General features: G+C 70.5%; 20 protein-coding genes. 12 read left to right on the forward strand and 8 right to left on the reverse strand.

Translation table 11 applies throughout. The features are described from left to right. Positions 1 to 40 precede the first annotated feature (40 nt). The 3 genes from ACFQW8_RS13380 to pruA all read left to right on the forward strand — a co-directional run bounded on the left by ACFQW8_RS13380 (position 41) and on the right by pruA (position 3,676). Positions 41 to 1,471: a WS/DGAT/MGAT family O-acyltransferase gene (locus ACFQW8_RS13380; protein ID WP_380088098.1), complete on the forward strand. Its 1,431-nt coding sequence runs from the start codon at positions 41 to 43 to the stop codon at positions 1,469 to 1,471. A gap of 11 nt (positions 1,472 to 1,482) precedes the next feature. Then, positions 1,483 to 1,899 carry a DUF6912 family protein gene (locus ACFQW8_RS13385; protein ID WP_380088100.1) on the forward strand — a complete coding sequence of 139 codons (417 nt, stop codon included), beginning with the start codon at positions 1,483 to 1,485 and terminating at the stop codon, positions 1,897 to 1,899. A gap of 148 nt (positions 1,900 to 2,047) precedes the next feature. After that, on the forward strand, positions 2,048 to 3,676 hold the full coding sequence (gene pruA, locus ACFQW8_RS13390; protein WP_380088102.1) for an L-glutamate gamma-semialdehyde dehydrogenase: 1,629 nt from the start codon (positions 2,048 to 2,050) through the stop codon (positions 3,674 to 3,676). Between the two features lie 3 nt (positions 3,677 to 3,679). Here pruA and ACFQW8_RS13395 read toward each other — a convergent pair whose 3' ends face one another. From ACFQW8_RS13395 to ACFQW8_RS13405, 3 genes are read right to left on the reverse strand one after another with little or no spacing between them, the layout of a single operon-like run. Then, complete coding sequence (locus tag ACFQW8_RS13395; protein WP_380088103.1) at positions 3,680 to 4,168, reverse strand: DUF2505 domain-containing protein; 489 nt, start codon at positions 4,166 to 4,168, stop codon at positions 3,680 to 3,682. Positions 4,169 to 4,215: 47 nt separating this feature from the next. Beyond that, on the reverse strand, positions 4,216 to 4,728 hold the full coding sequence (locus ACFQW8_RS13400) for a hypothetical protein (RefSeq protein ID WP_380088105.1): 513 nt from the start codon (positions 4,726 to 4,728) through the stop codon (positions 4,216 to 4,218). An 8-nt stretch (positions 4,729 to 4,736) separates the two neighbouring features. Next, the gene (locus tag ACFQW8_RS13405) at positions 4,737 to 5,030 is read right to left on the reverse strand and encodes a hypothetical protein (RefSeq protein WP_380088107.1); all 294 of its coding nucleotides are present in this window, start codon (positions 5,028 to 5,030) and stop codon (positions 4,737 to 4,739) included. 143 nt (positions 5,031 to 5,173) lie between these two features. Here ACFQW8_RS13405 and ACFQW8_RS13410 point away from each other — a divergent pair, with 143 nt between their 5' ends. The 3 genes from ACFQW8_RS13410 (at position 5,174) to ACFQW8_RS13420 (ending at position 12,310) form a co-directional block, all read left to right on the forward strand. Further along, positions 5,174 to 10,096: an NAD-glutamate dehydrogenase gene (locus ACFQW8_RS13410; protein ID WP_380088108.1), complete on the forward strand. Its 4,923-nt coding sequence runs from the start codon at positions 5,174 to 5,176 to the stop codon at positions 10,094 to 10,096. A gap of 25 nt (positions 10,097 to 10,121) precedes the next feature. Further along, positions 10,122 to 11,606 (forward strand): sensor histidine kinase, encoded by a 1,485-nt coding sequence (locus ACFQW8_RS13415; protein ID WP_380088109.1) that lies wholly within the window; start codon positions 10,122 to 10,124, stop codon positions 11,604 to 11,606. 137 nt (positions 11,607 to 11,743) lie between these two features. Next, positions 11,744 to 12,310 carry an AAA family ATPase gene (locus ACFQW8_RS13420; protein WP_380088111.1) on the forward strand — a complete coding sequence of 189 codons (567 nt, stop codon included), beginning with the start codon at positions 11,744 to 11,746 and terminating at the stop codon, positions 12,308 to 12,310. Between the two features lie 197 nt (positions 12,311 to 12,507). Here the strand turns inward: ACFQW8_RS13420 and ACFQW8_RS13425 are convergent, their stop codons facing one another. The 3 genes from ACFQW8_RS13425 to glgX form a co-directional block, all read right to left on the reverse strand. Next, a complete protein-coding gene (locus tag ACFQW8_RS13425; RefSeq protein ID WP_035905910.1) occupies positions 12,508 to 12,756 on the reverse strand; it encodes a WhiB family transcriptional regulator in 249 nt (82 codons plus the stop codon). A gap of 255 nt (positions 12,757 to 13,011) precedes the next feature. Then, positions 13,012 to 17,250 carry an FtsK/SpoIIIE domain-containing protein gene (locus tag ACFQW8_RS13430; RefSeq protein WP_380088113.1) on the reverse strand — a complete coding sequence of 1,413 codons (4,239 nt, stop codon included), beginning with the start codon at positions 17,248 to 17,250 and terminating at the stop codon, positions 13,012 to 13,014. A 77-nt stretch (positions 17,251 to 17,327) separates the two neighbouring features. Continuing rightward, on the reverse strand, positions 17,328 to 19,493 hold the full coding sequence (gene glgX, locus ACFQW8_RS13435) for a glycogen debranching protein GlgX (protein ID WP_380088115.1): 2,166 nt from the start codon (positions 19,491 to 19,493) through the stop codon (positions 17,328 to 17,330). Between the two features lie 88 nt (positions 19,494 to 19,581). Between glgX and ACFQW8_RS13440 the strand changes: the two genes are divergently transcribed. Beyond that, positions 19,582 to 20,115, forward strand: a complete 534-nt coding sequence (locus tag ACFQW8_RS13440) for a T3SS (YopN, CesT) and YbjN peptide-binding chaperone 1 (RefSeq protein ID WP_380088117.1) — start codon at positions 19,582 to 19,584, stop codon at positions 20,113 to 20,115. Position 20,116: 1 nt separating this feature from the next. Then, positions 20,117 to 20,911, forward strand: coding sequence for an enoyl-CoA hydratase/isomerase family protein (locus tag ACFQW8_RS13445; protein WP_380088119.1), 795 nt, complete (start codon positions 20,117 to 20,119; stop codon positions 20,909 to 20,911). On the opposite strand, the gene ACFQW8_RS13450 is transcribed toward ACFQW8_RS13445, so the two are convergent. Further along, positions 20,912 to 21,514 (reverse strand): HAD family hydrolase, encoded by a 603-nt coding sequence (locus ACFQW8_RS13450; RefSeq protein WP_380088121.1) that lies wholly within the window; start codon positions 21,512 to 21,514, stop codon positions 20,912 to 20,914. A 220-nt stretch (positions 21,515 to 21,734) separates the two neighbouring features. Here ACFQW8_RS13450 and ACFQW8_RS13455 point away from each other — a divergent pair, with 220 nt between their 5' ends. Next, positions 21,735 to 22,526, forward strand: a complete 792-nt coding sequence (locus ACFQW8_RS13455) for an electron transfer flavoprotein subunit beta/FixA family protein (protein ID WP_380088122.1) — start codon at positions 21,735 to 21,737, stop codon at positions 22,524 to 22,526. A 13-nt stretch (positions 22,527 to 22,539) separates the two neighbouring features. After that, positions 22,540 to 23,496 carry an electron transfer flavoprotein subunit alpha/FixB family protein gene (locus tag ACFQW8_RS13460; protein ID WP_380088124.1) on the forward strand — a complete coding sequence of 319 codons (957 nt, stop codon included), beginning with the start codon at positions 22,540 to 22,542 and terminating at the stop codon, positions 23,494 to 23,496. Between the two features lie 110 nt (positions 23,497 to 23,606). Here ACFQW8_RS13460 and ACFQW8_RS13465 read toward each other — a convergent pair whose 3' ends face one another. After that, positions 23,607 to 24,020, reverse strand: coding sequence for a group II truncated hemoglobin (locus ACFQW8_RS13465; protein ID WP_380088668.1), 414 nt, complete (start codon positions 24,018 to 24,020; stop codon positions 23,607 to 23,609). Between the two features lie 116 nt (positions 24,021 to 24,136). Here ACFQW8_RS13465 and ACFQW8_RS13470 point away from each other — a divergent pair, with 116 nt between their 5' ends. Both ACFQW8_RS13470 and mnmA read left to right on the forward strand, forming a co-directional pair. Beyond that, a complete protein-coding gene (locus ACFQW8_RS13470; protein WP_380088670.1) occupies positions 24,137 to 25,297 on the forward strand; it encodes a cysteine desulfurase family protein in 1,161 nt (386 codons plus the stop codon). Further along, a complete protein-coding gene (gene mnmA, locus ACFQW8_RS13475; protein WP_380088125.1) occupies positions 25,297 to 26,412 on the forward strand; it encodes a tRNA 2-thiouridine(34) synthase MnmA in 1,116 nt (371 codons plus the stop codon). The genes ACFQW8_RS13470 and mnmA overlap by 1 nt, the downstream gene beginning before the upstream one ends. Positions 26,413 to 26,469 lie beyond the last annotated feature (57 nt).

A 26,469-nucleotide genomic window follows, 5' to 3' on the forward strand; every position in this document is an offset into this window, starting at 1 on the left:
TTCGGCTGGGTCACGCGATGCGATCTGCGAGCATGGGGCCGTGTCCGACCGCCTGAGCCCCCTCGACAGCAGCTTCCTCGCGCTCGAGGAAGCGGCCACCCCGATGCACACCGGTTCGGTGATGGTCTTCGATGCGCCCGCGGAGGGCTTCGACCACGACCGGCTCGTCGGCATCATCGAGCGGCGCATCGCCTACGTCCCGCGATACCGCCAGCGCGTGCGCTTCGTGCCCGGCCGCATCGCCAACCCGGTGTGGGTCGACGACGAGCGCTTCGACGTCACCTACCACGTGCGGCGCTCCGCCCTGCCCCGACCCGGCGGTGACGAGCAGCTCGAGGAGCTCATCGCGCGCATCCAGCCGCGCCCGCTCGACCGCAGCCGTCCGCTGTGGGAGGTCTACCTCGTCGAGGGCCTGGCCGACGACCGTTTCGCCATCATCACCAAGACCCACCAGGCGCTGGTCGACGGTGTCCACGCCGTCGACATCGCCCACCTCATCCTCGAGGACTCGCAGACGCCCAGCTCCGAGAGCATCGACGACACGTGGCGTCCCAGCCGCGAGCCTTCCCTGACCGAGCTCGTCGTGAGTGCGCTCGCCGACTCCGTGCGCACTCCGAGCCAAGTGGTCGACACCGTCCAGTCCGGCATCACCGACGTCAAGGCCACGACCGGTCGACTCCTCGGCGCCGCAGGGGCTATGGTGTCGACCCTGGCCCGCGCCTCGGCGAGCCCCGCGCCCACGTCGCCGCTCAACGTCACCGTGGGGCGCTCCCGTCGTTTCGTCATGGTCGGCACCGACCTCGACGACCACAAGAAGATCCGGTCCCGCCTCACCAAGGGTGCCTTCGCCGACGACGTCACGATCAACGACGTCGTGCTCGCCGCCGTCACGGGCGCCTTCCGCACCTGGCTCATGACGCGCGGCGAGAGCGTGCACGGCGGGACGACCGTGCGCGCGATGGTTCCCGTGAGCGTGCACGGCGACGACAGCGAGCTGTCGCCCGGTCGCCAGCTCGCCGCCTGCTTCGTCGACCTGCCCGTGGGTGAGCCCGGCGCCTCCATGAGGCTGCACCAGATCGCCTTCGCGATGCGCCAGCAGATGGAGGCCGGTCGGGCGGTCGACGCCGACACCCTCTCAGGCCTGGGGGGCTTCGCGCCGCCGACGATGCACACCCTCGCCGCCCGTCTCGGTGGCGCCATGTCGCGCCGCCTCTACAACGTCGCCGTGACCAACGTGCCCGGCCCGCAACACCCCCTCTACGTGGCGGGGGCCCAGATGGCCTCGACCTACCCGGTCATGCCGCTCGGGCAGTCCAAGGCGTTGTCGATCGGGGTCACGTCCTACGACGGCGGCGTCTACTACGGGCTCTACGCCGACCGAGATGCCCTCCCCGACGTCGACGTGCTCGGCCAGTCGATCGTCGACGCCCTCCAGGAGCTGCTCGAGGCCCCTCGCTCCAGGGCTCGCTGAAAGGAACCGTCGTGCCCCTCGTCCGCGTCTACGTCCCGCTCGACCCGGCCTCGCTCGCGGCCCTGCGAAGGAGCGGTGAGGTCGGACCCGCACCCGTCGCAGCCCACGCAGCCCTCACGCCCACGGCCCGCCCCGGCCTCGGCAACGACGACGAGGAGCGTGAGTATGCCGCGTGGTCGGCCGCCGCTGCGGACGCCGCCGATCGTGCGCCCGACGGTGGTCGCCGGGTCATCGCCTCGGCCGACGTCGACGCCGCCGTGGTTCATCACGGAGCGAGCGATGACACCGTCGTCGAGCTCGACACGGTGATCGCCCTCCCGCGGATCGCCTCGTTCCACATCGACGAGGAGCCGGGCGGCGACGTGTCGGACCTTCTCTGGTACGACGTCACCGAGCTCGACGACGTCATCGCCCTCCTCGGCAGCTGACCGGCCCGACCTTCGCGGCATCTGCGCAGGAGGCCGCTGGAGCAGCCATCGGCGCAGACGCGAGCGGCTGGGAGGGGGCACGTCGCGCGTGGTGCAGCGTGCGACCATGGGAAGGCACCAGACACCCATGGAATCGAGGAAATCACCGATGGACGCTGTGACCCAGGTCCCTGCCCCGACCAACGAGCCGGTCCGCGACTACGCCCCCGGCAGCCCGGAGCGCGCTGCTCTGGAGATCGCGCTCACCGAGGTCGGCAGCACCACGTGGGACCTGCCGCACACCATCGGCGGCAAGCGGGTCGAGGGCAACGGCAAGAAGATCAAGGTCGTCCAGCCGCACGCCCACGCCCGGGTACTCGGCACGATCCGCGACGCCACCAAGGCCGACGCGCGCGCCGCCGTCGACGCCGCCCAGGCCGCTGCCCCGCAGTGGCGCGACATGTCCTTCGACGACCGCGCCTCGATCCTGCTCAAGGCCGCCGACCTCCTGGCCGGCCCCTGGCGTGCCAAGGTCAACGCCGCGACGATGCTGGGACAGAGCAAGACGGCATACCAGGCGGAGATCGACGCGGCCTGCGAGCTCATCGACTTCTGGCGCTACAACGTGCACTTCGCCCGCCAGATCCTGGAGGAGCAGCCCCCGGCCAACGCGCCCGGCATCTGGAACCGCACGGACTACCGCTCGCTCGAGGGCTTCGTCTATGCGATCACGCCGTTCAACTTCACCGCCATCGCCGGCAACCTCCCGACCGCACCGGCCCTGATGGGCAACACCGTCGTCTGGAAGGCCTCGCACACCCAGGCGCTCGCGGCCCAGTTCGTCCTCGAGGTCCTCGAAGAGGCCGGTATGCCGCCGGGCGTCATCAACCTCGTGACCGGTCACGGCACCGAGGTCTCGGACGTCGTCCTCAAGCACCCCGAGTTCGCCGGGCTGCACTTCACCGGCTCGACCCGCGTCTTCCAGCAGCTGTGGCAGGAGATCGGGTCCAACCTCACGACCTACCGCCACTACCCCCGCATCGTCGGTGAGACCGGCGGCAAGGACTTCATCCTCGCCCACCCCAGCGCCGACCCCGACGTCGTCCGCACGGCGATGATCCGCGGCGCATTCGAGTACCAGGGGCAGAAGTGCTCGGCGGCCTCGCGCGCGTTCATCCCGCGCAGCGTCTGGAAGGTCATCAAGGACGACCTGGTCACCCTGACGGAGGGCCTGACCGTCGGCAACGTGACCGACCTGTCCAACTTCATGGGCGCCGTCATCGACGACCGGGCGTTCGCCAAGCACAAGGCTGCGATCGACCGGGCCAAGGCGACGAGCGGCATCGACATCGTCGCCGGTGGCACCTACGACGACTCTTCAGGCTGGTTCGTGCGTCCGACGATCATGGTCGGCGAGGACCCGCACGACGAGATCTTCACGACCGAGTACTTCGGTCCGCTGCTCTCGGTCCACGTCTACCCGGACCGCCAGTTCGACAAGGTCATGGACATCATCGACAGCGCCTCGGCCTACGCCCTGACCGGCTCGGTCATCGCCCAGGACCGCGCGGCCGTGGCCAAGGCGTCTCACCGCCTGCGGTTCGCCGCCGGCAACTTCTATGTCAACGACAAGCCCACGGGCGCGGTCGTCGGTCAGCAGCCGTTCGGTGGTGGGCGCGCGTCCGGCACCAACGACAAGGCCGGCTCGGCGCAGAACCTGCTGCGCTGGACGAGCCCGCGCTCCATCAAGGAGACGTTCGTGCCGCCGAAGGCACACCCCTACCCGCACATGGGCTGAGGCTCAGCTGACGCGCTGGCGGAGGAGGTCGGTCTCGGTCCTCGCCGCCAGCGCCAGCGGGTCCGAGGCCGCTCTCTCGAGCTTGCCGCCGATGAGTGGCACGCTCACCCGAAGGTCGCCATCGATCACCTGGACGCTGCCAGAAGCGGTGGGGGACAAGCGAACCGTCCCCCTGAGGGTCATCGGGGCACCCTTGATCTGCACCTGGAGATCGGCGGTCCGACTGCCGTCAGCGGCGCGGGGTCCCCACTCCTGCAGCTCGGCGATCGTGAGTGTCGGTCCTACGAAGGTCTTGGCGATGTCGGGGAGGTCATCGGTCGGGAGGACGCGCTCGCTCGTGATCCTCGTCGTGTCGGCCGTCGTGGACACGTGTGACGTCCAGTCGCCGGTCGTCGTCGCCTCGCACTTGGCGTTCTGGAAGTCCTCGGAGCTCATGACTCCCCAGACCTCGTCGACGGTGGCGGGGTACTCGGCTCGATGGGTGAACTTCACCTGGACCTCCTCATGTGGCGGATCCCGATCCTCTCACCGGCCGTCCCTCACCGAAGGCGGAGGTCGGTCGCGATCTCGTCGAGCTCACGGGTCGAGGTGGCCAGCTCCGCCAGCAGCCGGTCGCGGCGACGCCGGTGCTGAGCGCCCAGCCCGTCGAGCTCCGCCTGGAGCGTGCTCGCCAGGGCCGAGCGGTCGTTGGTCGCCTCCAGGTCGGCCTCGCCCGTCACACCCCACCCCAGACGCACCTGTCCGTTCTCGATGACGAGCCCGGCCAGGTCTGCGGTCTCGACCACACGGCGAGCGCGAGCCTGCAACGCACTCAGCTCCGCGGCATACCCCTGCAGTGCAGTGCCCACCACGTCGGCCTGACGGCCGGCCTCGGCGAGGGCCGCCATGGACCGTTGCCCCTCCTTGCGCGCGCGCACAGACGTCGACGTGCCCCAGACGTCCTTGAGGGACAGGTATGCCGTCGTGCCACCTGCGCTCGCCCGGTCCAGGTCGCGTGCTGACTGACGGGCGGCCGTGCCGGCCGCTGCCAGGGACCCCGGGTCGCCGGGCACCGAGCTCCTCATCTCGGCTCCACGGGGAGCGAGGGGGCCCGGGACTCGGCGGACTCCCGGTCGGCGAGCCGAGTCGTGACCCGGGACAGCGTCGACCGATGCTGGCCGGTGATGTCGTCGACCGCCCGGAGGAGATCCACGAGCTGGTCGACCCACGCGTCGACGGTGTGCTGCGCATCGGGCTCACCCATGACGACGAGGCAGGACAGGAGGCGCTCCTCGACGTCAGCCGCGGTGTCCGACAGTCCCTCGAGGACGCCGCTCACCTCAGTGAGTGCTGGGGAGTCGACAGGCCTGCGCACCACGTCACTCTAGTGCTCAGGAGCCACTCTCCCAGCCCTTCATCCACAGCCTCACCGGGGTGGGTAGTCTCGGTCTCGGACACAGAGACGTGTCCCGCCGGAGGCCATCGGCGAGGCCGCAACCAAAGGATCTGCAGCGCACCATGACGGAGTCATCGGTCCAGCCCCGATCGACCACGCTCGACACCATCATCGCGGCGTTCGCCGACCTCGACGACCGCCCGGACGGGCCCGTCGTCGTCAGTCGCTACTACCGTCACGTGCCCGATGAGGAGCTCAGCGCGCGACCTGCGCAGACGCTGGCCGGGGCGGTCAAGTCCCACCTCGAGATCGGGCAGACCCGCGTCCCCGGGAGGGCGGCGGTGCGGGTCTTCAACCCCACGACCGACACCGACGGCTGGTCGAGCGCGCGCACGGTCATCCAGGTCGTCACGGATGACATGCCCTTCCTCGTCGACTCCGTCACCTCGGCCCTGGTCCAGCGCGACATCGACATCCACCTCGTGGTCCACCCGCAGCTGCGGGTCCGGCGCGACGGGTCCGGGCGGCTGCTCGAGACCTGCGACGAGGACTGCGCCACGGCCGGGGAGGGCGATCCCGACGTCCTGTCGGAGTCGTGGATCCTGCTCACCGTCGACCGCCAGAGCGACCAGGCCGGACGCGAGCAGCTCCAGGCGATCCTCGAGAACGTGCTCGGCGACGTGCGCGAGGCAGTCGAGGACTGGCCCGCGATGCGCACCCGGTGCCTCGTCATCGCCGCCGAGCTGGAGGGGGCGCCGCCCAGGGGAGTCGACCCGGGCGAGGTCTCGCAGGCCGTGGCGTTCCTGCGGTGGATGGCCGACAACCACTTCACCTTCCTCGGCTACCGGGAGTACGCCCTCGAGGCCACCGACGAGGGTGACGTGATCCGCCCGCTGGGCGGCACCGGGCTGGGCATGCTCCAGCAGGACCCGCCCGCTGACAAGCGGCTCATCCCGCTGTCGCCCCAGTCCAGCGCCAAGGCTCGTGAGCGGGGGGTCCTCGTCCTGACCAAGGCGAACTCGCGCTCGACGGTGCACCGTCCGGCATACCTCGACTACGTCGGAGTGCGCACCTACTCCGCGGACGGGCAGACGCTCGGCGAGAAGCGCTTCCTCGGGCTCTATGCCTCCACGGCCTACACCGAGTCGGTGCTCCGGCTGCCCGTCGTCGCCGAGAAGGTCGCGGCAGTGCTCGACCGATCCGGCCTGGCCGCCGACTCGCACACCGGCAAGGACCTCGTGGAGGTCCTCGAGACCTATCCACGGGACGAGCTCATCCAGGCCACGCCGGACCAGCTCTTCGAGACGGCCATGGCCGTCACCCAGCTCCAGGAACGACGTCGGACCAAGCTCTTCCTGCGCGAGGACGACTTCGGTCGGTTCGTGTCGTGCCAGGTCTACATTCCGCGCGACCGCTACAACACCGGTGTGCGCACGCGCATGGCCGCGATCCTCAAGGAGGCCTTCGGCGGTGAGAGCGTCGAGTTCACGGCCAGGGTGAGTGAACGCGCCCTCTCCAGACTGCAGTTCGTCGTCCGGGTTCCCGTCGGTGAGCGCATCCAGTCCCTCGACGAGGCGCAGCGCGCCGACCTCGAGCGTCGGCTCGTCGAGGTCAGTCGCAACTGGGCGGACCGCCTCGGTGACAGCCTGCGCGACCGGCTCGGCGAGGTCGAGGGCGACCGCCTCCTCGACAAGTTCGGCCGCGGGTTCCCCACCGCCTACGAGGAGACGTTCTCGATCGTCCAGGGGGTGGCCGACCTCCACCACCTCGACCGGCTCGGCGACGGCCAGGGCACGAGTGTCGCGCTCTACCGCCCGTCGGACTCGACCGAGAACCTGCGCCGCTTCAAGCTGTTCCGCATCGACCCGCTCTCCCTCACCGACATCCTCCCGATCTTCACCGACATGGGGGTCGAGGTCGTCGACGAGCAGCCCTACGAGGTCACTCGCTCCGATCGCGCGCCCCTGCACGTCTACGACTTCGGGCTCCGGGTGAGCGACCCCCGGATCTGGGGCGGCGTCACCCACGAGGACCTGCGCGACCTCTTCGAGAGCGCGGTGCTTGCCGTGTGGGACGGGCGCGCCGAGTCCGACGGGTTCAACCAGCTCGTCCTGGCCGCCCGGCTGACCTGGCGCCAGGTCGTCATCCTGCGCACGGTCGCCAAGTACCTCCGCCAGACGCAGGCGACGTTCAGCCAGTCCTACTTCGAGGACGCGCTCGTCTCCAACCCGGCCATCGCCACCGACCTCGTGGAGTTCTTCGAGGCGCGGTTCGACCCGGACCGCTTCGGGGGTGGCGCGACTCCGGAGCGGGCGAAGGCCGAGCAGGAGATCGCCGAGCGCATCATCACCGCCCTCGACGAGGTGAGCTCGCTCGACGAGGACCGCATCATCCGCTCCTTCCTCGCGGTGATGCAGGCGACGCTGCGCACCAACTTCTTCCAGACCGTCGGGGATGCTGACGACGCCGGCGACGGCGAGGCCGGGGCCAAGTCCTATGTCTCGCTCAAGCTCAATCCCCAAGCGATACCCGACCTCCCTGCTCCGCGGCCGGCATACGAGATCTGGGTCTACAGCCCCCAGGTCGAGGGGGTGCACCTCCGGTTCGGCTCCGTGGCTCGGGGTGGGCTGCGGTGGAGCGACCGGCGAGAGGACTTCCGCACCGAGATCCTCGGACTGGTCAAGGCGCAGATGGTCAAGAACGCCGTCATCGTGCCCACCGGCTCCAAGGGTGGCTTCTATGCCAAGCAGCTCCCGGACCCGGCCCTCTCGCGCGAGAAGTGGCTCGAGGAGGGGCAGTCGGCCTATCGCACCTTCATCTCCGGCCTGCTCGACCTCACCGACAACCGGGCGGGCACCGCGATCGAGGCGCCCGAGCGAGTCGTGCGGCACGACGGCGACGACCCCTACCTCGTCGTCGCCGCGGACAAGGGCACGGCCACCTTCTCCGACATCGCCAACGGTGTCGCCCAGTCCTACGGCTTCTGGCTCGATGACGCCTTCGCGTCTGGTGGCTCCGCCGGCTACGACCACAAGGCCATGGGCATCACCGCTCGCGGCGCGTGGGAGTCGGTCAAGAGGCACTTCCGCGAGATGGGTGTCGACAGCCAGTCCGAGGACTTCACCGTCGTCGGCGTCGGTGACATGAGCGGCGATGTCTTCGGCAACGGCATGCTGCTCTCCGAGCACATCCGGCTCGTCGCGGCCTTCGACCACCGTCACGTCTTCATCGACCCCAACCCGGTTGCGGCACACTCGTTCCAGGAGCGTAAGCGCCTGTTCGAGCTGCCTCGCTCGTCCTGGGACGACTACGACCGCTCCCTCATCTCGGCGGGCGGTGGTGTGTTCCCGCGCTCCCTCAAGTCGATCGTGATCACGACGGAGATCCGCGAGGCACTGGGTCTGCCCGACGACACCACGACGATGACGCCGACCGAGCTCATCCACGCGATCGTGCTCGCTCCGGTCGACCTCTTCTGGAACGGCGGCATCGGCACCTACGTCAAGGCGTCGAGCGAGACCCACCTCGAGATCGGCGACCGGGCCAACGACGCCATTCGCGTCAACGGGAACGAGCTGCGGGTCAAGGTCGTCGGCGAGGGTGGCAACCTCGGGCTCTCGCAGCTCGGGCGCATCGAGGCGGCCCTCGCGGGCGTGCGTGTCAACACCGACGCGATCGACAACAGCGCCGGCGTCGACACCTCCGACCACGAGGTCAACATCAAGATCCTCCTGGGCGACGTCGTCCGACGCGGGGACCTCACGACGCAGGAGCGCAACGTCCTGCTCGCGTCGATGACCGACGACGTGGCCGACCACGTGCTGCGCGACAACTACGAGCAGAACGTCCTCCTCGGCAACGCCCGGGCGCAGGAGCTGTCCATGGTCCCGGTGCACATGCGGCTCATGGGGTGGCTCGAGGGCCGCGGCGAGCTCGACCGTGCGCTGGAGTTCCTGCCGACGGACGCCGAGATCGCGAAGCGCGCCTCCGAGCGCATCGGGCTGAAGTCGCCCGAGTTCGCGGTGCTCGTCGCCTACGCCAAGCTCGCCCTCAAGAAGGACATCCTCGAGAGCGAGCTGCCCGACGACCCCTACTTCGCGGCGACCCTCGCCGAGTACTTCCCGGCAGCACTGCGGGAGACGTATGCCGCGGAGCTTGGCGAGCATCCGCTGCGGCGTGAGATCATCACGAACTCGGTCGTGAACTCGATGGTCAACCGTGGCGGCATCACCTTCGCGTTCCGCGCGCAGGAGGAGGCCGCGGGCAGCCCGGAGCAGGTGGCTCGCGCCTTCATCGTCTGCCGTGAGGTCTTTGACCTGCGCGGTCATGTCGAGGCCGTCGAGGCACTCGACAACGTCCTGCCGACGGCCGTCCAGACCGAGCTCTATCTCGAGTTCCGGCGGCTCCTCGACCGTGCGGTGCGTTGGCTCCTCGCGGCCCGGCCCTCTCGGCTGGACATCACCACCGAGGTCGAGCGCTTCGCGCCGGTCGTCGCCGAGCTGGCCCCACGGATCCCGGAGCTGCTGCAGGGGACCGAGCGTGAGCGGGTCGTCGCCCAGTCGGCGCGGTGGGAGGAGGCTGGGGTGCCCACCGGGCTCGCCAGGCGGGCGGCCACGCTGCTCGACTGCTACTCGCTCCTGGACGTCGTCGACATCGCGACCGACCTCGGTCACACGAGCCGTGACGTGGCGGAGGTCTACTTCCGCATGTCCGAGCGGTTCGGCATCGACGGCATGCTCACCCGTGTGGCGGGCCTGCCGCGTGACGACCGGTGGGACGCCCTGGCCCGTGGGGCGCTGCGTGACGACCTCTATGGCGTGCTGGAGGCGTTCACCCGCAGCGCGTTCGAGTTCGAGGAGGACCTCGACGGGGACGGCGTCGTCACCGCAGAGGAACGCATCGAGGCGTGGAGCCGGGCCAACGCGGACGGGGTGGCCCGCGGAGCGAGCCAGCTGACCGGCATACGTTCGCTCGAGAAGCCCAACATCGCTGCTCTGTCGGTCGCCCTGCGAGCACTGCGGTCCATGGTCCGCTCGGGGACGTGACCACGGCAGGACCTAGGCTCGGCTCGTGAGCACCCTCGCCGAATCGCTGCGGGCCTCGACGACCATGGAGGACCACGAGATCGAGTGGGTCCACCTCGTGGTCGGCGACTGGCAGCTCATCGCCGACCTCTCCTTCGCCGATCTCGTCCTCTGGGTTCCGTCGGGGCTGGAGGGGTGGCGGGCCGTCGCGCACGTGCGACCCAACACCGGGCCGATGGTCTTCTACGACGACGTCGTCGGCCGGACCTCGGGGCGCGGGCGCGACCCCATCCTCGACGAGGCCTACCGATACCGGCGGATCGTCGATGCCCGCGAACCCGAACGTCAGGGGGAGATGGCCGTGCGCGAGCAGGCGATCCCCGTCGTCACCCAGGGCCGGTCGCTCGCGGTCATCACCCGGCACACCAACGTCGTGTCGGGACGCACCCCCAGCCGGCTGGAGCTGACCTACCGGCTGCTCGCGGACGCCTTGACGCGGATGATCGCGACGGGGGAGTTCCCGAGCACCGCGGCGCCCACCGGTGCCCGTCGTGGGGCGCCACGGGTGGGAGACGGCGTGGTCCACCTCGACGTCGACGGGTCCGTGCTCTATGCCAGCCCCAACGCCATCAGCGCCATCCACCGGCTCGGTCACCGGGGTGACGTCATGGGCGAGGTCCTGGCCACGGTGGTCACGGAGCTGCTGCAGGCCTCCGGTTCGGGGGTCGACGAGTCCCTGGCTGTCGTCATCACCGGCCGGGCCCCCTGGTGGACGGAGGTCTCGACCCAGTCGGCCAGTGTCACGCTGCGCGCCATTCCGCTGACGGCGGGCGGCAGCCGTGACGGGGCGATGCTGCTCCTGCGTGACGTCTCGGAGCTGCGCAGGCGGGAGCAGGAGCTCATCACCAAGGACGCGACGATCCGCGAGATCCACCACCGGGTCAAGAACAACCTCCAGACCGTGGCCGCCCTGCTGCGTCTGCAGTCCCGGCGGGTCCCCGACCTGGGCGCGCGCAACGCCCTCGACGAGGCCGTGCGGCGGGTCGGGACCATCGCCCTCGTCCACGAGACGCTCAGCCAGGGAATCGACGAGACGGTCGACTTCGACGAGATCGCGGTGCGGGGCCTGCGGGCCGTCGTCGACATCGCGGTGACCGAGCATCGGGTGGAATCGACGGTGCGGGGCTCCTTCGGGAGGATGCGCGCCGAGGACGCGACCTCACTGGCGATGATCGTCTCCGAGCTGGTCCAGAACGCCGTGGAGCACGGGCTGGCCTCGCGGGGTGGGTCGATCTCGATCGAGGTGGAACGGGTCGAGGTGGAGCCCGGGGTCGAAGGCCTGACCGTCACGATCACGGACGACGGCACGGGGCTGCCGGCCGGGTTCCGTCCGGGCCTGGCCGGGCTGGGCACGCGCATCGTCACGTCGCTGGTCCAGGACCTGCAGGGTAAGATCCGCTGGGAGACGGCGTCTCCCCAGGGGACCCGGGTCGAGTTCACGGCCCGCTTGCGCCCGCTGACCCGTCACTAGGACACCAATGCCGGCGTATGCCGTCCGCTCACCTCTGTCACCCTTCTCCGGTTCGTTCCCGAGTCCTGCCGTGAGCGGCCTCGCAGGCGAGGACCAGGATGCATCTCGCTTGCTGCATCGCCAGGCGCTTCTGCAGGATGAGCGATGTGGACTCACGCCCGACCTTGTTCCTCACCGTCGGGCTGCCCGGCGCGGGAAAGACCACGCGTGCGAAGGAGCTGGCATCGAACCATCGGATCCTGCGCCTGACACCGGACGAGTGGATGGCACCGCTGTTCGGGCAGAGCGATGCCGATGGTCGTCGCGACATCATCGAAGGCCGGATGATCTGGGTGGCGCACCAGGTGCTCGCCAGCGGATCGGGTGTGGTCTTGGACTTCGGCTGTTGGTCCGCCGTTGAGCGGTATGCCATCCGCGTCATAGTCGAGACGGCCGGTGCTGACTTCGTTCTCGAGTACGTCCACACCAGCGAGGAGGAGCGCCGTCGTCGCGCTACCACGCGGTGGGCGGTGGCACCGGACACCACCTTCGAGATGACCGACGCCGACCACGATCGCTTCCTGGCGTCCATGGAGCTCCCTAGCCGCAACGAACTGGAGAACGGCCCGCTCCCGGCGCCGCCTCAGGGTCACACCACCTGGCCCGACTGGGCCAGCTGGCGCTGGCCGACTCTGCCAGTGATCACGACGCAGGATCACGCCTGATCGATCGACCATCCCGAGCTGACCGGGATCCGGGTCGGGCGCGGTCGCGATCACCTCTCCCGTGAGGCGATCGCTCCGGGGCTGATGCGACGCGCAGCATGAGGAGCACAGTTGTCGACGCCGGAAGAGCCGGGGATGCTGCAGGGACAAGAACGGCCTCGCCGCAATGGCGAGGCCGTCGAGTGTCGTGCTGTGAGTCAGCCTGCGCGGCGTGCGCGGGCATTGCGGCGCTTGAGTGCGCGCCGTTCGTCCTCGGAGAGTCCGCCCCAGACGCCAGCGTCCTGTCCGGACTCCAACGCCCACTTGAGGCAGGTGTCAACGACTTCACAACGGCGGCAGACAGCCTTGGCCTCCTCGATCTGCATGATCGCCGGGCCGGTGTTCCCAATGGGGAAGAACAGCTCGGGATCCTCATCGAGGCAGGCAGCGCGGTCGCGCCAATCCATGGGTGGTGCTCCTTGTCCGTGGAGTTCAGGTGGTGCTGGCCGCTTGCAGGGGTGAGCAAGGGCCAACCGGGGGTTGCGTCCTTGCAAACCAATCGGGCGTAGACACACACAGACGTCCGAACCTTCAGTCTAGACCCTGCATCCCAATTCTGCAGCGATTCCGGGGGAATGGACCTCTGCGCCCACGCTCTGCGCCGGCTCTGGCGTCCACCTCGCGCAACGACCTGGGCGGCGATTGCGTTCCGTCAAAGCACCTCACGCCGGCACGCGGTCCGAGGGTAGCGCCTGGGCCACCTGGATCTCCTCGTGCTGCCTCCCACTGATCAGGAGTGCTCGACCGGGTGTCGAGGAGAGCCCCCTCGGCGCCCGGATCGCGAACGCCTCGCCGTCGCTGGGCGTGCGGGGACAGAGGAGGATGCCGGACTGCTCCCGAGCCACCGCATGGACGATCCCTCGGAACGCCGTCGCGACTGCTGGCGGGGTCGTCGCGCAGACGACGAGACCGCCGTCGCGATCCACGAGCGCGAGGATCTCAGTGAGCACGGGCTCCACGGGGCTCCCGTCAAGGCGTTCGGCGTCGTCGACGAGGACGACGAGGTCCGGGTGGCGACGCTTGGCCTCGACCAGGGCCCGGTCATCCCAAGGGTCGATGGTGATCTGGGCGGCGACGATGCGGCCGACCTCGCCCCCACGCCCCTCGACGACCGCGACCGGCCGACCCGAGACCACCGCAGAGCGGCCGATCGCCACGAGCGTGGTGGAGCGACCCGACCGGCCATGCCCTGCCACCAGGATCCTCCGACCGTGGACGTCAGGGTCCAGGGTGGCCACCCCGCCGGTCTCGGCGGACAGCCCCACGGGCAGCGCCGACGACCTGCGGTCGGAGCTGCACCTGCCACCGTCGCCGACCCTCCCGCCGCTCTCGTCGCTCGAGGAGCCAGCCAGCAGTCCGGCCAGCACGAGGGAGTGATCGACGACGGCGGGGAGCTGCGGCAGCGCGAAGGGTGGCGCCGCGCTCGTGTCACGCGGGGCCGCCTCCACCAGCGGATCTCGCAGCGCGAACTGCACCTCGACCCGATCGCGAAGCCGCAGCCCTCGACCCGGTGCTCGACTGGACGGGAGATCCCGGCGCGAGAGACCGGCATACGCAGCCTCGGAAGGATCTGCGAACGGCAGGAGGAAGGTCTCCGAGACCACCGCGCCCAGCCGGCTCGACAGGACGGACCGATCCCCGGTGACGACCGCCCGCAGAGCGCTGCCACCCGCGCGCAGGAGGTCCTGCAGGTCGTCACGCAGCCCACCGATGGCGAGCGTCTCGTCGGAGTCGAGCCGCTCCCAGCCGTCGACGAGCAACAGCACGGAGGGCACCTCCCCGTGCTGGGTCGATGGTCCGTCCGTCATTGAACGCAGCCTGTCCACGAGCCGCCGCACGCGCGAGACGTCGTCGGCGCGCACGACGGCGCCGACGTGCGGAACGCTCTCGAGGTCGGCCAGCTCGCCGCTGGTGTCGATGAAATAGGCGTGGGTGGGGCTGAAGGTCTGTGCGACGTGGGAGGCGAGGACCGTCCGCAGGGTCGCCGTCCGTCCCGACCGTGGCCCTCCGACGACGAGCCAGTGGCCGTGCTGGCCCGAATGCTCGAACTCGTCCTGACGTTGGTGCGCAGGCGAGTCCAGCAACCCGACCGCGCGCACCCCCATGCCCTCAGGGCTGAGGACCTCGGGCAGCGGCGGCAACCACGGGCGGTGCGGTCGGCAGGACCCGGCCTGCGCCGCGGCCTGTCGTGCCGTCGCCGCGAGAGTCGCCAGGCCGGGGCTGCCCGCTTCAGCATGCGTGCTCGCCGAGGGGTCCCGACCTGCCGACGTGGCGACCCCAAGGTCCACCGACGTGACGTCCCGCCCGATCGGCAGACCGGATGCACTGAGCACGCCCACCCGGATGGTCGGGGTGGACGTGCCGTTGCCGACGCGAGCTGCCTGGAACTCGACGAGCTCGCCGTCCCCGCCACGGGCGAAGCCGCGCCCCGGCAGGTGAGGGCTGAGGTGGGCAGCGTCCGGTCCGCCGACGACATCGGTGGAGTCGGCGACATCGCGCATGCGCATGGCGATCCGCAGGTTGACGTTGGCCTGGATGTCCGCCGTGATGGCGCCCGCAGGACGCTGCGTGGCGAGGACGAGGTGGACGCCGAGCGATCGTCCGACGGCGGCGAGCGACACCACCCCGGCGACGAAGTCGGGCAGCTCGTCCGCGAGCAGCCGGAACTCGTCGATGACGATGACGAGCCGCGGGAGGTCCCCGGCCCGGTGTCGGTGGTCGTCGAAGTCGCGGGCACCCGAGGCCGCGAGCAACGCCTCGCGACGGGTGATCTCGGCGCCGAGGCTGACGAGCGCGCGGTGCGCGAGACCCTCGTCGAGGTTGGTCACGAGACCCACCGTGTGCGGCAGGTCGGCACACTCGCCGAAGGCGGATCCGCCCTTGTAGTCGACGAGCACGAACGTCAGGTCCTCGGGTGAGCACTCCAGTGCCAGGGACGTGACCAGGGTGCGGAGCAGCTCGGACTTGCCGGAGCCGGTCGTCCCCCCGACGAGCACGTGGGGGCCGTCGGCGGCCAGGTCGATCGTCCACTCGCTCCCCGCGAGCCGCCCCACCCGGGCCGATGGCCGCCCGTCACCCAGGGCCCAGTGCTCGGCCAGTGCCGTGGCGGTGAGGGTCGGAGCGCCGTCGAGCCACGGGAGCACGTCGAGCAGGTCCACCGAGCTGGGCAGGACATCGCCCTCGCCGGCGGCGTCCACCAGCGGCGCGAGGGCGCGCGCAAGGCGCTCACCCCACCACCATCCGACGAGGTCCGGGGTGAAGGCGGCCACCGGCTCGGCTCCGTCGACGTCCAGTCTCGCCGCGAGCCCACCGGCGCCGGCGCCACCGCTGGCACCGATGCCGACGACCGCGCGCGACGACGACGGCAGGGCTCCGGCGGTGCGTGCTCCCACGAGGCACCACACGCCAAGGTCGCGACCGCGCTCGAGGAGATCGACCAGCTCGCCCATGGCGAGATCGCTCTCACACCGGGGGAGGACGAGCAGCACCCGCGGCCATCGGCGCTCGCCCTGCTGGTCGTCCTCTCGGCGACCGACGAGCTCTCGCAGCGTCTCGAGGCAGGTGGACAGATCCCCGTATGCCGTGGTGTGCGGGAGCCAGCGTGTCCACGACAGCGAGCAGTCGCCGGTGCCGTCCTCGGAGCACACGAGGATCCGGAGGTCCCGAGGTGAGTGCAGGGCCGCGACCTGACCCAGGACATGGCGGATCATCGCCTCGACCTCGGCGGGCGGCCCGGCGATGCCGAGTCCTCCCACCTCGTCGAGGTCGAGCTCGACCGGGAGGTCCGCCAACGTGGGATGCTCAGCGGGGCTGCCGCTGTCCGTTGCCCAGCCGGTCCTCGTCGGGAGCTCGCCGACACCGAGCCGCACCCGGCCGAAGTCGGGCGCCCCACGTCGTCGTTCCCAGAGGCGGGTGCGGGGAGCGACCGCGATGTCGAGCACCGTTGACGCATCGGGCAGGTCACGCCACCGCTGCTCGCGCTCGAGCCGCCGCAGGGCGTCGAACTCACTGCGGCGCTCGGCCAGCTCGGTCTCGTGGGCGGCGACCTCGCGGGCGTGGTCCCGCCGGCCTCCCCACCGGTCGCCGACGACGCTGCCGACGAGCATGAGCGGTGACAGCAGGGCGAACGCCAGCATCTGTGGGCCGAAGAAGACCGCGAGCAGCCCGGCGAAGGGGACGGGCAGCACGGCCGCGACCCAGGGGATGCGCCCTCGACGCGGCGGGATCGGCGCCGCAGGTGCCGTGATCGTCATCGCGAGCTCGGGCGGGCGGGTCCGGGGCGAGCGGTTGACGAGGACGCGTCCGTCGCCGCGTGGAAGCGTCGACGCCGTGGTGCCTCCGGCGCGCACGAGACGCAGCAACGAGCTGCCGATGCCGATGAGCTCCGAACCATCGACGTCGGCGGAGCCTCCGTCGTCAAGGATCAGGGCCCCGCATCGGGTGCCGTTGGTGGAGGACAGGTCGGTGACCCGGAAACCGTTGTCGGACAGGCTGATGCGAGCATGTCGGCGACTGAGTCGATCGTCCGCGAGATGGAGGCCCAGGCCCGCGGACCGCCCGACGAGCACCCCGTCCGGGCTCAGAGGGACACGACGACCGGCATCGGGACCGGCGACGACCGCGAGGTCCATGGGCGCCGACCCGCCACCAGGAGCGCGCTCGGGCTCGTCGAGGACCAACGTGGCGCCGTGGACCAGGGGTGGCCTTCCGAGTCGCGCGGTGGGCTCGACGCCGATCCCGCCGCACGAGACCGTGGTCGGGGTGCAGTCGAGGAGGTCGCTGAGCAGCGGCAGGACGTCGGCCAGGGTCGACCCGTCGGGCGCCGAGATGCGGACGTCGATCCCGCTCTGGCGGCGCCTGGGCCACCGCACGGTGACGTCGAGGTCGATCGAGGACGGCATACCCCGAACGCTAGGGACATCGCCCGAAACGGCCGGAGAGTTGTCCACAGGGCGCCGGAACGCCGCCGGCCGACGACTCAGGTCGGGTCGGTCACGGCATACGCGCGCATGCTGAGCGGCGCGAGCGTGACCTCGTCACCCGCGGTCGACCGCGCACCGTCCTCCGGCCGCTCCCACTGGCTGTCCCAGAGGAGACGGAAGTGGGCGAGTCCCGGCGCCGTCGGCAGCCTCACCTGCTGCTCCTGCTGCCCGCCGTGGAGCACGACGAGGACCGACTCATGACCGAGCCAGGCACCGTTGACGAGCATCTGCAGCGTCCTGTTGTCGGGGGAGGACCAGTCGTGCATGGGCTCACCGTCGGCGGCATACCAGGCGAGGTCGATGGAGCCGTCCTCGTGCACCTCGCGCCCGACGGCCCACGTGCGCTGACGCAGCGCCGGGTGCTCGCTGCGGATGGCGAGGAGGTGCCGGGTGGTCGCCAGGAGGTCGTCCTGCCACGGCGCGAGGTCCCAGTCGAACCACGTCGTCGCGTTGTCCTGGTTGTAGGGGTTGTTGTTGCCGTTCTGGCTGCGACCGAGCTCGTCACCGGCGTTGATCATCGGGATGCCCGAGGACAGCAGGAGGGTCCCGAGGAGGTTGCGCATCGAGCGCCGACGCAGCGTCTGCACCTGTTCGTCGTCGGTCGGCCCCTCGACCCCGTGGTTCCACGAGTGGTTGCCGTTGGAGCCGTCGTTGTTGTCCTCGCCGTTGTCCTCGTTGTGCTTCTCGTCGTATGCCGTGAGGTCGGCGAGGGTGAACCCGTCGTGAGCCGTCACGAAGTTCACCGACGCGGTCGGTCCTCGGTCCCGCGTGCCGAAGAGGTCTCGCGACCCGGCGAGGCGGGTCGCGAGGTCCTGCACGCCGTGCGGCACCTGACCCGGAACGGCGGGCCGGTGGTCGGCCAGCCAGAAGTCACGCACCGAGTCACGGAAGCGGTCGTTCCACTCCGAGAACGGCGGTGGGAACTGGCCGGTGCGCCAGCCGTGCATCCCGACGTCCCACGGCTCGACGATGAGCTTGGTGCGCGACAGCACCGGGTCGGTGCGCAGGCCGACGAGGAAGGGGTGGTCGGGGTCGAACTCGTCGGTGCGCCCACGTCCGAGGGCGACCGCCAGGTCGAACCGGAAGCCGTCGACGTGGCACTCCTGAACCCAGTAGCGCAACGAGTCCAGGGCCAGGCGGCACATCACCGGGTGACGCAGGTCGAGCGTGTTGCCGGTCCCGGTGACGTCGATGTCGCGACCGCGTTCGTCGAGCCGGTAGTAGGCGCGGTTGTCGAGGCCGCGGAACGAGAGGGTGGCGCCGGTGCCGTCCTGCTCGGCCGTGTGGTTGTAGACCACGTCGAGCAGCACCTCGAGCCCGGCGGCATGGAGGAGCTTGACCATCCCCTTGAACTCGTCGACGGCTCCCTGCGGGTCCGGGGCCGCCGCATACGGAGCGTGAGGAGCGAAGAAGCCCAGCGTGTTGTAGCCCCAGTGGTTGGCCAGCCCCTTCTGCACCAGGGCCGGCTCGGAGGCGAAGGAGTGCACGGGCAGCAGCTCGACCGCGGTGATCCCGAGCCCGGTGAGGTGGTCGATCGTCGCCGGGTGGGCCATCCCGGCATACGTCCCTCGGAGGTCCTCGGGCACCCCCGGGAGCTGCATCGTGAGGTTGCGGACGTGCGTCTCGTAGATCACGGTCTCGCTGCGTGTCACCGCTGGTGGCGCGTCATCACCCCAGTCGAAGGACTCGTCGACGACGACGCACCGGGGCATGTCGGGGGCGGAGTCCGAGTCCGAGGGCGCGGACCCGTCGCCGCGCCAGGAGTGGTCGTCGACGACGTGACCGTAGACGCTGGGCCCCCAACGGACCTCACCCTCGATGGCGCGGGCATAGGGGTCCATGAGCAGCTGGGCCGGGTTGTGGCGCAGGCCCTGCTCCGGGTCCCAGGCGCCGCCGACGCGGAAGCCGTAACGCTGTCCGACACCCACGTCGGGGACGAAGCCGAACCACCAGCCGAAGGCATGGTCGACCAGGGGCACCCGACGCTCGGTCAGGCCCTCGCTGTCGCCCACCTCGAAGAGGCACAGGTCGACCGAGTCCGCGTGTCCGGCATAGACGCTCACCTCCATGCCGCCGTCGACGAGGGTCACGCCCGGTGCGGGCGGCAGGTCGCGGGGGACCCGGAACGAGGAGGCGGTGGCGGCGGACGTCAGTGGCGTCATGGCGTGCAGCCTATTGACGCCCCGAGGGACTGGGCGCGAGCAGGCGCCGCCCGCGCGCGTCGCACACCACACATGACAAGGTGGACTCATGAGCGATCCGACTTCTCTCCCGAACTTCCCGCCGCCGGCGAACGAGCACCCGCTCCGTGGCCGAGTCCTCGACGTGCTCGTCGACGCAGGCGCCCAGCCCAACCTCGACACCGACGGCGACGTCGCCTACCAGGCCAACGAGCAGACGATCTTCGTCCGCGTCACCGAGGGCGAGCTGCCCGTCATGCGCATCTTCGGCCAGTGGACCCTGCCCGAGGAGGTCGCGGCCGACCGGGACAAGGTCATGGCCACGTGCAACGAGGTCAACCTGTCGCTCAACTGCGTCAAGACCGGCGTCGCCAACAACACGCTCGTCGTGACGAGCGAGCACATCGTCGTCGAGGGTGCGGACGTCGGCACGCTCGTCCAGGTGAGCACCTCGATCATCCTCTCGGGCGTTCAGCTGTGGCACGAGCGGGCCCTCGGCCTCGAGCCCGGGCAGACGCAGGGCGAGGTCCCGGGCGATGCCCCCGAGGGTTCCGATGAGCCCGGCCCCGAGGCCAACGGCTCGGCGCCGGGCCAGGACAGCTGACATGAGCGACGTCGTGCGCCTCGAGGTCGAGGACGGCATCGGCATCATCCGGCTCGACCGGCCGCCGATGAACGCCCTCGACGCCGAGGTGCAGCGCGGCATCATCGCCGCGTCCGCCAAGGCGACCGAGCGCAAGGACGTCTTCGGGGTCATCGTCTACGGCGGCGAGAAGGTCTTCGCTGCCGGAGTCGACATCAAGCAGATGGCGAACTGGTCCTACACCGACATGGTCGACCACTCGCACCTGTTCCAGGACTTCACCCGCGCCCTCGCGCGAATTCCCAAGCCCACCGTCGCTGCCATCACCGGCTACGCCCTCGGTGGGGGCTGCGAGGTGACCCTGGCCTGCGACTTCCGCATCGCGGCCAGGGGCGCCAAGCTCGGTCAGCCCGAGGTCCTCCTCGGACTCATCCCCGGAGCCGGCGGCAGCCAGCGACTGGCCCGCCTCGTCGGCCCGGCCAGGGCCAAGGACCTCATCTTCACGGGCCGGTTCGTCGACGCCGACGAGGCGCTCGCGATCGGGCTCGTGGACGAGGTCGTCGACCCGGGTGAACGCGGTTCGGAGGCGGTGCTGGTCGCAGCCAAGGAGATGATGAGCCGGTATGCCGGCGGGCCGGCCTACGCGATCCGTGCCGCGAAGGAGGCCATCGACTCCGGCCTCGAGACCGACCTGCAGAGCGGGCTCGAGATCGAGCGGATGCTCTTCGCGTCACTCTTCGCCACGAAGGACCGCACGACCGGCATGGCGTCCTTCATCGAGAACGGACCGGGCAAGGCGACCTTCGAAGGCGCCTGATCACGAACTGAGGAGCCCGTCGACGAAGGTCCGCAGTCCGTCGACGCCGGTGTAGAGGTGTGACCGAATCCCGAGGATCTCCGCGGTCGCGACGTTCTCCGGCGAGTGGTCGACGAAGGCGATCTCGCTGAACATCATCCCGTTCGCAAGGGCGACCCGGCTGAAGACGTCCGGATCCGGCTTGGCCATCCCGATGTCCGCGCTGCTCATCACCGCGTCGACCTCGTCCCCGAGACCCAGCTGGACGAGGTCGTCATCGAGTCGGCTGGTGGCGTTGGTGAAGAGCACGACCCGCAGCCCGGAGCGGGCGCGGCGCACGATCTCGAGGACGCCGTGGTCGACCGTGCCAGCCGGCGCCATCCAGTCGTGCACCGCGGCATGGGCCGCCTCGCCGTGCTCGACGGCGATGGCGTCGGCCACCGATGCACGCCAGGCGCGGTCGTCGACGACACCGGTGAGGGCCGGTTGCAGCCGGTCCGGGGCGAACGCCGCCACCGCCAGGGTGCCGGCGGGGAGCCCGTGGGCCTGCTCGACCGCGCCGGTGAAGTCGGGGTCCCAGAGCCGGAGCACCCCGTCGAGGTCGAGCAGCAGCACCTTGAACACCTGGCACTCCCTCCTCGTGGTCGCAGCTCTCGCTCGGTCCAACGCGCGGTCCTTCGATGGTCTCTCACCCGTCGCCGGGAGTGGGGCGGAGAGGTCGGCAACCTTTTCTGTGCCCACGATCACGCCCGGGGGATTCTCCGGAGGGCGAGCACGCGGCATACGCTCGGTCGTGAACGTTTCACCCCACCCGGAGTCACCCAGAGATGAGGACGAGGCACGCATGAACATCGTCGTCTGCGTCAAGTACGTGCCTGACGCACAGTCCGAGCGCACCTTCCACGAGGCCGACAGCACCACCGACCGCGACGGCGTCGAGGGGCTCCTGTCGGAGCTCGACGAGTACGCCGTCGAGGAGGCGCTCAAGCTCGCCGAGTCCGGTGAGGGTGAGGTCACCGTCCTCACGGTCGGACCCGAGCAGGCCGTCAACGCGATCAAGAAGGCGTTGCAGATGGGGGCCCACAAGGGCGTCCACGTCAGCGACGAGGCGATCCACGGCTCCGACGCCGCTGCCACATCGCTCATCCTGGCCGAGGCGATCAAGAAGGCCTCCGGGGGCGGCAACCCCGACCTCGTCCTCACGGGCATGTCGTCGACGGACGGCGTCATGGGCGTCGTGCCCGCGATGCTCGCCGAGCGGCTCGGACTGCCGCAGGTCACCTACGCCTCGGAGCTGACCGTCGACGGCCAGTCGCTGACGATCCGTCGCGACGGGGACGCCGCGTCCGAGACGATCGAGTCGACGCTCCCGGCCCTGGTGTCGGTCACCGACCAGATCAACGAGCCTCGCTACCCGTCCTTCAAGGGGATCATGGCCGCCAAGAAGAAGCCGGTCGACACGTGGACCCTCGCCGACCTCGGGGTCGACGCCGGTCAGGTCGGCCTGGACGCCGCGTGGACCAGGGTGACCTCCTTCGCCAAGCGCCCGCCGCGTGAGCAGGGCCAGCTCGTCACCGACGAGGGCGACGGTGGCACCAAGCTCGCCGAGTTCCTGTCCGCCCAGAAGTTCCTCTGAGGAGATACCAGACATGGCTGAAGTTCTCGTCCTCGTCGACCACGTCGGCGGCAAGATCCGCAAGGCGACCGCCGAGCTGCTGACCATCGCCCGCCGTCTCGGTGAGCCGTCCGCCGTCTACATCGGCCCCGGTGCCGAGACCGCCCAGGTCACCCTCGCCAAGTACGGCGCCGCCAAGGTCTACGTCTACGACGCCCCCGACGCCCTCGAGTACCTCGTCGCACCCCAGGCCGAGATCCTCGCGGCGGTCGTCGAGAAGACCTCTCCGCTCGCCGTGCTCATCCCGAGCAACGCCTCCGGCAAGGAGATCGCGGCCCGCCTCGCGATCCGCACCGAGTCGGGCGTCATCACCGACGCCGTCGACGTCACCGCCGGTGGCGAGGGCGTCGAGACGACCCAGTCGGTCTTCGCCGGGTCCTACACGGTGAAGTCGACCATCACCAAGGGCACCGCCATCGTCGCGGTCAAGCCCAACTCCGTCGCCATCGAGCCGGCCCCGGCCGCGGGCACCCTGGAGAAGGTCGAGGTCACCCTCTCCGACGCCGCCAAGGCCGCGAAGATCACGGAGTCCAAGCCCAAGGAGTCGACGGGTCGCCCGGAGCTCACCGAGGCCAAGATCGTCGTCTCCGGCGGTCGCGGCACCGCGGGCGACTTCGGTCCGGTCGAGGAGTTCGCCGACTCCCTCGGTGCTGCCGTCGGTGCCTCGCGCGCCGCCGTCGACGCCGGCTGGTACCCGCACAGCAACCAGGTCGGCCAGACCGGCAAGGCCGTCTCGCCGCAGCTCTATGTCGCCGCGGGCATCTCGGGTGCGATCCAGCACCGGGCCGGCATGCAGACGTCCAAGACGATCATCGCGATCAACAAGGACGAGGAGGCGCCGATCTTCGAGCTCGTGGACTTCGGTGTCGTCGGTGACCTGTTCACCGTCCTGCCGCAGGCGACCGAGGCCGTCAAGAAGGCCAAGGCCTGACGCACCGCACGCCTCCTGCGCGCATCAGCCGCGCCACGAGCTCACCCCGCGGACCTCTGGTTCGCGGGGTGAGCTCTTGACCGAGGCTGATCGAGCGCCGCCACTTCAGGTCAACCGCGGTAGGGCGGAGCCTCACCCCAGCCCCAGCGTGGTGCCGGCAGGTTCTCGGGAGGGTCGGCACCGGCAGCGGAGTTGGCCAGCGCGATCCGGGTTCCCCACTCGACGTAGGCCATGAAGGCCGACCGGAACTCCGGGTCCTCGGGCAGGCCGGCCTCGTCGGCGCTCGCCGCGATGAGGCCGGCCCACCGGGCACGTTGCTCCTCGGTGATGCCCAGGCCGACGTGGTGGCGCAGCATCGCGGGGTAGCCGCCGAGGTGGTCGGTGTAGTCCGGCGGTCCACCGAAGACCTCACCGAGCCAGCGCGCCACGTGCTCTCGGTGGTCGGGGCTCATGTGCCGGAACACCGTCTCGAGGACCGGGTCGGCGAGCACCCGGTCGTAGAACACCTCGGTGAGCCGCAGCAGAGCGGCGTGACCGCGCTCGCCCGAGTGAGGTCGTCGCTCCTGCGGCGGTGGCTCTCACGTGGCGAACGTAGAATCGGCTGGTGAGCGCCTATCTGGACCATGCGGCGACGACCCCCATGCGGGCGTCGGCTCGCGCTGCGTGGGTCGAGCAGAGCGAGCGCGGTGGCAACCCGTCGTCGCTGCACACCTCCGGTCGCGCCTCCCGTGCCGTCGTCGAGGAGTCGCGCGAGGAGATCGCCGGTGCCCTCGGCGCTCGACCGTCGGAGGTCGTCTTCACGTCCGGTGGCACCGAGGCGGACAACCTGGCCATCAAGGGCACGTATGCCGCCCGCCTGCGGTCCGTCGGCGCGCGCCGGCTCGTCGTGGGCGGGATCGAGCACCACGCCGTCCTCGACCCGGTGGAGCACCTCGTCAAGCGCCACGACGCAGAGGTCACCTGGCTGGAGCCGGACCGCTGCGGGCACATCTCGGTCGATGACCTGCGCGGTGCCCTCACGGCCCCTGCTGGAGCGACCGATGCGCTCGACGTGGCGATCGCCAGCGTCATGTGGGCCAACAACGAGGTGGGGACGGTGCAGCCCGTGGCCGAGCTGGCCGCCGTGGCGCGCGAGGCCGGCGTGCCGTTCCACACCGACGCCGTGCAGGCCGTCGGGCAGCTCCCGGTCGACTTCGCCGCGAGTGGCGCCGACCTCATGACCGTCTCTGCCCACAAGGTCGGGGGACCCGTCGGTGTCGGGGCGTTGCTGGCCCGGCGCGATGCCCGGCTCGTGCCGCTCGTCCATGGAGGTGGCCAGGAGCGGCAGGTGCGGTCGGGCACTCTCGACGCGGCCGGCATACGCGCGTTCGCGGTCGCCCTCACCGAGGCGGTCGCCGGACGTGACGTCGAGGCCAAGCGCCTCACCGAGCTGCGGGACCGCCTCATCGGCGGCGCGATCGGGCTCGGGCTCGGCATCAGCGTGAGCGGCTGCTGGACCGAGGGTGATGCCACCGACCGGCTTCCCGGCAACGCCCACCTGCTCATCCCGGGCTGCGAGGGCGACTCGCTGCTCTACCTCCTCGACGCTGCCGGGGTGGAGTGCTCGACCGGCTCGGCGTGCCAGGCCGGTGTGCCGCAGCCGAGCCACGTGCTGCTTGCCATGGGCTACCCGGAGGCGGAGGCCCGCGGGGCGCTGCGCCTCTCGCTCGGGCACACGTCGACCGACGCCGACGTCGACGCCTTCCTCGCGGCGCTGCCGGCTGTGGTCGAGCGGGCCCGTCGTGCCAGCGGGGCGGCCTGATGCGCGTCGTCGCCGCGATGAGCGGGGGAGTGGACTCGGCCGTAGCCGCCGCGCGGATGCTCGACGCCGGGCACGAGGTGGTCGGTGTGCACCTCGCGCTGTCGCGTTCGGCTGCGACGCTGCGAGAGTCCGCGCGTGGCTGCTGCACCATCGAGGACGCCGGCGACGCCCGGCGCGTCGCCGACCGGCTAGGCATCCCCTTCTACGTCTGGGACATGGCCGAGCGGTTCCAGCGCGATGTCATGGACGACTTCGTGGCCGAGTACCAAGCGGGCCGCACTCCCAACCCGTGCCTGCGCTGCAACGAGTCGATCAAGTTCGCCGCGCTGCTGGACCGTGCGGTGGCGCTGGGGTTCGATGCCGTGGCGACGGGGCACTACGCGCAGATCGTCGAGCGGCCGGGCGCGGACGGCGTCGTGCGGCGCGAGCTCCACCGTGCGGTCGACCCTGCCAAGGATCAGTCCTACGTCCTGGGAGTGCTCGACGACGAGCAGCTGGCGCGCGCCTTCTTCCCGCTCGGTGACACGGCCAAGCCGCAGATCCGTGAGGAGGCGGCGGCTCGCGGCTTCTCGGTCGCCAGGAAGCCGGACTCCTACGACATCTGCTTCATCCCCGACGGCGACACCCGGGGCTGGCTGACCAAGCGGCTCGGGGAGCAGCCCGGCGAGTTGGTCGACGCGTCCAGCGGCGAGGTGGTGGGCGCCCATCGTGGTGCCTACGGTTTCACCGTCGGACAGCGTCGCGGGCTCGGTCTGGAGCGCTCCTCGCTGGACGCCGAGCCACGCTATGTCGTGGGCGTCGACGCTCCGACCAACCGGGTGCTCATCGGGACCCAGGACCTGCTGGGGGTCGACCTCATCACGGCCGACCACGCTCGCTGGTGCGGGGGCGCTCCGGTCGGTGAGGTCCGGTTGGGGGCCCAGGTGAGAGCGCACGGGGACGAGGCGCCGGCGTGGGCCCGTGTCGACGCCGCCCACCCGGAGGTGGTGCACGTGCGGCTCGACGAGCGCATCCGTGGGGTCGCTCCAGGCCAGTCGGTCGTGCTCTATGAGGGCACCCGCGTCGTCGGCTCGGCCACGATCGCCTCGACCTCACGTGCCCAGGCCGCGAGGTGAGCCCGGACCTCCTCCCCGTTCTCGGCACGACCATTTCTTGATGGGGCGACCAGGTCT

The sequence above is a fragment of the Knoellia altitudinis genome (genome assembly GCF_042666355.1).
Taxonomy (GTDB): Bacteria; Actinomycetota; Actinomycetes; order Actinomycetales; family Dermatophilaceae; genus Knoellia; species Knoellia altitudinis.